Origin of the sequence: Neisseria sp. HMSC03D10, assembly GCF_001807625.1 — a bacterium.
GTDB classification, from domain to species: Bacteria; Pseudomonadota; Gammaproteobacteria; order Burkholderiales; family Neisseriaceae; genus Neisseria; species Neisseria mucosa.
The window spans coordinates 1-6,481 of record NZ_KV789583.1 but is presented as its reverse complement, the minus strand read 5'-3'; the positions used below and the strand labels follow the sequence as shown (position 1 = coordinate 6,481).

The following is a 6,481-nucleotide window of genomic DNA, read 5'->3' as shown; positions in this document are numbered from 1 at the left end:
TGTCCTATTTTGATTTTAATTGACTATATTTTTTATCTTTGATTTTTGCTTCCAACATTTTAATTTTATCCATCAACCATTTATCCTTCAAAATCTCATTCGATTTTTTATAATAAGTTAACGCTTTTTCATCATCTTGTAGCATACCGAGCCCATATTCATAGAATTCAGCCATCGCAATCAAAGCGTCTTCATGATTTAAGGCAACACCTTTTTTCACATAATAAAGCGCTTGGTCATATTCTTTTTTTCCAACATAATAGTTTGCCAGTTTAAGTATAGCTGAAATATGCTGATTCTCCGCTGCCTTTTCTACCCAATAAAGTATGTTTTTCTTATCTTCTTTTTCGGTATAAACGGCATCGCCTAGTAGATATTGTGCTTCGGCATTATTTTTCTCAGCTGCTTGTAATAAATAGGTTTCAGCCTTATCCAAATCATGCAACTCTTCAAGATAAATTTTTCCTAATTCTTCTAAGGCGACTGCATTACCTTGCTGAGCCGCCAATTCATAGTAATGAATCGCTTTATCTAAATCGACAGGCATTCCATTTAAGCCGTAATAATATTCATTGGCAAGGAATATTACATAATGCAAATCGCCTTTATTTTGTGCCTCTGTCATGGCTTTTAATGCTTCTTGTTTCAGCGTGCGATATTTAGCCTCATTTTTAGCTAACCACCAATTTGCTAAAGCATATTTGGCAATTTCACTCCCTTCAGCCACTGCTTCTTGCGCATATTGAAGAGCCTTATCCCGCTGGCCTTGTTGCAAGAAATTTAATGAAAGGAAAAATTTTGCCTCCAGATTGCCTTTAAGTGCAGCTTGCTCAAAATGCGCATTCGCTTTTTGGCGATCCATGATAGTTGAAAGCCCATATTGATAATCGAATCCTTGCTCGAAATCTTGATTCGCAAGAGATAACAGCTTTTCAGGCTTATTCACTTTTTCACTCAATGAATTAAATAATGTTTTAAACATAGGCGTTTGATTATGCTCTGTTAAATAAACTTTCACATTTTCAGAAAGATTTAGCGATAAATTTAATGCTATTGAAGCAATTATCGTAGCAATTGGGTATGTCATGATTGGTTATGTTGACGGAAGCTAGTACGATCACAAGCGGTCAAATTTCTATTCTATTTTGCAAAATTCTCATGAAATCTAACCGCTCAATTTTCAATTTTACTGGATACAGGTTTAAAAGAGTATAAGGCCTTACAATCAGACGGCCACGCCTGCCAGTTTTCCAATAAATCCGGTTATCACCAACGCCGCCACACCCCACAGGCACACGCGCAAGACGGCGGGGGTGACGGGTGCGCCGCCGAGTTTGGCGGAGGCGTAACCCAGCGCGGCGAGTCCGAACAAAGTGGTTGCCGCCAGCGTAGGGATCAGGGCGGCGGGGGCGGTCAGCGCGACCAGCAGCGGCAGTATCGAGCCGGCGCAGAACGAACCGGCGGAGGCAAGCGCGGCCTGCATGGGCTTGGCGGCGGAGGTTTCGGTGATGCCGATTTCGTCGCGGGCATGGGCGGAGAGCGCGTCGTGTTCCATCAATGCCTGTGCGACTTCGGTGGCAAGCGCGTCGGACAAACCGCGGCGGCGGTAGATTTCGGTCAGTTCTGCCAGCTCGGCATCGGGGTTGGCTTCCAATTCGTAGCGTTCTTTGTGCAAATCGGCTTTTTCCGTGTCAGACTGGCTGGATACGGAAACGTATTCCCCCGCCGCCATCGAAACCGCGCCGCCGATCAGGGCGGAAACGCCCGTCAGCAGCAGGGTTTGGAAATCGGGGGCGGCGGCCGCGACGCCCGTCAGCAGCGAAGCGGTGGAAATTAGGCCGTCGTTCGCGCCCAATACGCTTGCGCGCAGCCAGTTGTTGCGGTTGCTGAAATGGCGTTCGCTGTGTTGTGAATACATGGAAGTGTTCCGGCGGTGTTTTGCGCTATGGTAGCACCGTATCTGTTTATCGGGCGGCGTAATCATGTGTTTGCACGCTGAAAATCCGTCCACACTTGATAATCATTGTCGCTTAAACGGGTTTGTGGTATAAATCCTAGAAATTTAGCTCTAAACTCTAATAACTGCCGATTAACCGAGAATCATGATGACACACACCGAATCAAGCGCGCAGCCGTCAACTATGGACACGGCTGCTTTTTTAAAGCATATCGAATCCGCATTCCGCCGCATTTTTTCAGACGACCTCAATCTCATGCAATACCTGCCCGAAGACAAATGGCTTGCCTTGAAGCAGGCGGGTTTGCTGTTGCCCTTCCTCGACAAAAAACACGGCGGCCGCAAGGGCAGCCAGTTTGAAATCCAAGAAGTCCTGCGGATTGCGGGGCATTATGGCGTACCCGTTACCCTGCGTACCGGCATCGAAGGCGCGCTGGTATTGCAGCCTCTGCAAGAGTTTGGCGACGAAGCGCAAGTCGCGCAAGGTTTGGAGATGGTTTTCAAAGGCGAGGGTGGTGGTTTGGGTATTACCGAACCCGAAACCTCCGGCGCGGCGATTGCCCGCGAAATGCAGTCCTACTACGAATACATCGACGAACAAACGATTTACGTCAACGCCGCGAAATATTGGCAGGGCAACTCGCAGAGCGACTTCCTCCTCGTCGCCGCCAAAGAGCGCAAAAACGGTAAACTCTCCAAAGTCATCAACCTGCTGCTCGTTCCCAAACAATACATCCGCTACGAAGCCCTCGCATCCGAAGGTCTGCGCGCCGTCCGTTACGCCGTCAACCGCATTGATGCCGAAATGCCCGCATCCGCCGTCATGAAACTCTCGCAGAGCGACGCCGCCGGTTTGCGCGCGTTCCAAAACATCTTTATCCGCAGCCGCCTGCAACTGATCGGCATGACGCACGGCATCATGGAATATATCCTTGACAACCTGAACCGATATGTCCGCCACGACATCAAATTCGTTGATTACGAACGCCGCGAAATCCAACGCCGCCATCAGGTTTCCGAGATTCTTTACCACTACGTCTGCCATTGCGTTTCGCCCGTTGCCCCCGTCGCCCATCAACTGATGGAGGCAAACATCATCAAAACCCTCGCCACGGAATACACTTACGCCGCCGCGCAAATGTTGCAAAAACTCTTAGGTGCGAAGGGTTTTGAACGCGGACACACCGCCAGCAATATCGCTATCGACATCCGCCCCTTCACTATCTTCGAAGGTCCGAACGATATGCTTTATGCCGAAATTTACGACCAGTTCGTCCGCGCCACCGCCGAAGAAAAAGAAGCAGGCATTAAGTTGGACAAAAACCAAACCCTGCTCGATCGTCTGCAAACCGACGCCCGCTTTGCCGCCGTTGCGCGCGACTACACTTTACCCGAAGACATCCGCAGCTTCCTGCAGGAACGCACCCTGACCGACGCCTGCGCCTTGCAAAAAGTCTTTATCGGCAAAATCATCGCCCGACTCTTCGTTTTCGTACAGACGGAACACGAAGACACCGCAGCTTTCCTGCTGAACGACATCCGCAAAGATATATTGGATTGCCGATATTGTGGTTGATATTTTCAACAAAACATAAGAAATTAAATAAAGGGACTGCCCTAGATAACGAGGACAGTCCCAAGAACAACTCCGATTGAGTAATTTATTAAACTATTCTTTTAGTTGAAACAGAAAAACGTTGTAAAAAAAATCAGCCCGATGTATGCAATCATCGGGCTTCCATGCTCAAAAAGTCTTTTGAACCGCTTAAAAAACAAGTTTTTCTATTCTATTTTCATTCTTCACCCAATTGGTCAATAGCTTCTGCAATCCTGGTAAATCTTTGCGTTCTATCAATTCAATCTGAGCGCCTTTAGCCCTGTCTCGTATTGGATTGATATCACCAGGTTCACCAGTTTCACGGTAAGAAATTAGAGCAGCCCGCGTTTTCAGTCCCCCTAATTTTTTTAGCGTTTCCAGTTTATAAAGGGCGTTATCAGCTTCTTTTTTATTGCTTGAAAAATTAGCAGTTTTACATTCCAGTACATGCAAAACATTATTAGCTAACACTACTACATCTAATTCATTATGTTGATTAGTATTTTCATCTGAATTTTCAATCTGTACATTTAAAGCAACATCTTGAACCCCTGGAATTTTGCGGATGACATCAAATACATAATCTTCAAACCAACCTCCAGCAACATACTTCTTAGTCTCTAAATCTGGAAAATGTAATTTGCCGTTTTGTTGGGATAGCAATTCATTATCTTCCAAAAGATGTAATAAGTAATTGAAATTTTGTTGATGCTGATTTTCTACTTTTGGCATGTCTGTTGTTAAATCGTTTGAATGGGAAATAACATAATTCAATGCAGTCAAACCTTTTGCAAAATTATTGATTCCTTTTACCAATTTTTCCCATAACTCAGGCAGATTCCGTTGAGCCTGACGGTTAATCTTATAACCTTTGCGAACAGGATAGCCGTATAACTGCAAATAATCCTCAATTTTTATTTTTGAAGGCTGTAATACAAACTGCTCATTATTTTCTAAAAGTAAAATCCGATTATCCTTAGCTGTAAAATAAAATACGGGATAACCTTCATCACGAAACATGCCATAAGCCCCGATTGCCATTAATTTGGTGCCGCCTGTAACATTCAAAGCTACTTTTTGTTTATCAATGTTTAAGAGCAGGTTGAAAATCTCTTCACGTACACTCTGGATATCATATTCATCATGCAAATCAAATATTTGAACCTTGACACAGCAACGGTTTTTCATCACTTCGGCTAACGTTTCCGCCTTTTTTTTCATTGGTTCCGTAGCCAATAAAATAACCTCTTGAGGGCGAAAATCTTCCGCCAAAACCGGAATAAAATTCGGTAACGCTTGATCCGATACCAAGCATACATGTACATCAAACTTTTTCATCCTTATTATTCCTTTCATTTTTTCATATATACAATCAATCCCACGCCCGAACATCAAAACGACGCAGACATGCGCCCATTCTGTTCATTTCATCGGCAGAATATTCCGAACCCCGCAACTGTAATTTCTGCGGCAGTTGCAGAAAATAAAAAGCCGCACCCTTCACACATACCTCTGCCGCCAAGTGCAAAGGCAACGTTCCCAATACCACATCACCGGCCTCTACCTTTGCCGTATCCAAATGCGGCAGGAAGCAATCAACCTTCCACTCAGTTTGATGCTGAATCCACTCGACTGCCCCTTGATGGCGTGATACAAAATAAATCATATTTTATATTTAACTTAACTCAAACAAAACGAATCAGATTCTCATCCGTCGCCAACCGGTAAGACTTATGATTATATTCGCCTATACTTTCAATAAAAAACAACGCTGCGCGTCCTTGCAGTTTGTCTTCAAGCCTCTTTTTCAAACGCGAACTGACTTCTTGGACAATTCTTTTATCAGATTGAAATTTTTTTAACTGCCGTTCAACTTCCGCTTTAGCTTCAGCGGATTCCGAACGCAATTTCGGCTTTACCTTCACTAAAAAATTTAATACCTCTTCCGCAAAATCCATATCATCTTGTTTAGCCCGACCCGTTAAATGCAAACAACGGGTTGGCTGATGTTTTTTAAAATGAGCAAAAGCCGCATAAATAGCAAAATCTTGATGAGCCAGCTGAAATTCAGCACCTCCGCAACAAATAGTGCGCTCCGCAACATTAATTTCCAAATCAAACTGCAAAAGATCGCGTTGCGTCAGCTCAACCGCTTCCAAGTAATTCCAATCATCTTTCAACAGCGGCGCAGATAAATTTTCACGCATCCGTACAAACGGAATATCTGCCAACATCACTTTAGCTTCCGCAGCATTCCTCATTCCCAATTTCGTATTTAGAAACCGGTCATCTTTATTCGGATAATAAAACTCAGGATGTTGTTCGAAAGCTTCCTCTACCAAAACATGCGATAAATGGTCTTGGCTTCTGCCAAACAAAGACAACGCATAGCCAATATAAAACCCCATTGATTTCCTACCGCCTGCAATCGATACATGCAATTCTGTTTCTTCATGGCTGCATAAATGATAAATAAACCGGACGATTTGATCGGCGGCCCAATCATTCTCTTCAGGAGTACGAATATCTGCCAAAGGAACATTTGATTTATCGGCAATGACCTGAACAGTATCTTCATCAAAACGAATGGCAGGCAGAGCATATTCCTCGCACAAACGATGGAAAAAACCATGTTTTCCCAAAAGATTATCAACAATCTGCCTTTTGCCGATTGATGTCGTCAACACCCAAACCTCATTAGGAATCCAGCTTTTCTGCCGATATAGCGCAAATAGTGTTTCCGTGATAATTTGTGGCGACATTCCCGTAACGGCAACCAAAATCTTCTTTCTATCCAATTTCATACCCCAAATAACGAATAATCATACACACAAAATAAATCATATTCTGCCCTATGGAAATTAGCCTGGCCCATAAATTTACAACACAAACGACAGGAGACCTTTGCAAAATTCCCCAAAATCCCC

Annotated in this window: 6 protein-coding genes; 1 reads left to right on the top strand and 5 read right to left on the bottom strand. The window is 44.2% G+C overall.

Annotated elements, in window-relative coordinates; all coding sequences use genetic code 11:
* Positions 1-4 precede the first annotated feature (4 nt).
* Together HMPREF3066_RS08975 and HMPREF3066_RS08970 are read right to left on the bottom strand one after the other, a co-directional pair.
* Complete coding sequence (locus HMPREF3066_RS08975) at positions 5-1,087, bottom strand: tetratricopeptide repeat protein (protein ID WP_210385712.1); 1,083 nt, start codon at positions 1,085-1,087, stop codon at positions 5-7.
* 138 nt (positions 1,088-1,225) lie between these two features.
* On the bottom strand, positions 1,226-1,918 hold the full coding sequence (locus HMPREF3066_RS08970) for a VIT1/CCC1 transporter family protein (protein ID WP_070442295.1): 693 nt from the start codon (positions 1,916-1,918) through the stop codon (positions 1,226-1,228).
* A gap of 187 nt (positions 1,919-2,105) precedes the next feature.
* Between HMPREF3066_RS08970 and HMPREF3066_RS08965 the strand changes: the two genes are divergently transcribed.
* Positions 2,106-3,533, top strand: a complete 1,428-nt coding sequence (locus HMPREF3066_RS08965) for an acyl-CoA dehydrogenase family protein (protein ID WP_141743209.1) — start codon at positions 2,106-2,108, stop codon at positions 3,531-3,533.
* Positions 3,534-3,722: 189 nt separating this feature from the next.
* Here the strand turns inward: HMPREF3066_RS08965 and HMPREF3066_RS08960 are convergent, their stop codons facing one another.
* The 3 genes from HMPREF3066_RS08960 to csm6 are packed head-to-tail and all read right to left on the bottom strand — an operon-like array spanning position 3,723 to position 6,358.
* Positions 3,723-4,892, bottom strand: a complete 1,170-nt coding sequence (locus tag HMPREF3066_RS08960; protein WP_019269779.1) for a Card1-like endonuclease domain-containing protein — start codon at positions 4,890-4,892, stop codon at positions 3,723-3,725.
* Positions 4,893-4,926: 34 nt separating this feature from the next.
* Positions 4,927-5,220: a CRISPR-associated protein Csx16 gene (gene csx16, locus HMPREF3066_RS08955; RefSeq protein ID WP_070442292.1), complete on the bottom strand. Its 294-nt coding sequence runs from the start codon at positions 5,218-5,220 to the stop codon at positions 4,927-4,929.
* Between the two features lie 19 nt (positions 5,221-5,239).
* Positions 5,240-6,358, bottom strand: coding sequence for a CRISPR-associated ring nuclease Csm6 (gene csm6 / locus HMPREF3066_RS08950; protein WP_083286436.1), 1,119 nt, complete (start codon positions 6,356-6,358; stop codon positions 5,240-5,242).
* Positions 6,359-6,481 lie beyond the last annotated feature (123 nt).

Bases quoted from the DNA above. Each gene is read 5' to 3' on its own strand.
- HMPREF3066_RS08975 (WP_210385712.1), bottom strand. From the start codon at position 1,087: ATGACATACCCAATTGCTACGATAATTGCTTCAATAGCATTAAATTTA.
- HMPREF3066_RS08970 (WP_070442295.1), bottom strand. From the start codon at position 1,918: ATGTATTCACAACACAGCGAACGCCATTTCAGCAACCGCAACAACTGG.
- HMPREF3066_RS08965 (WP_141743209.1), top strand. From the start codon at position 2,106: ATGACACACACCGAATCAAGCGCGCAGCCGTCAACTATGGACACGGCT.
- HMPREF3066_RS08960 (WP_019269779.1), bottom strand. From the start codon at position 4,892: ATGAAAAAGTTTGATGTACATGTATGCTTGGTATCGGATCAAGCGTTA.
- csx16 (WP_070442292.1), bottom strand. From the start codon at position 5,220: ATGATTTATTTTGTATCACGCCATCAAGGGGCAGTCGAGTGGATTCAG.
- csm6 (WP_083286436.1), bottom strand. From the start codon at position 6,358: ATGAAATTGGATAGAAAGAAGATTTTGGTTGCCGTTACGGGAATGTCG.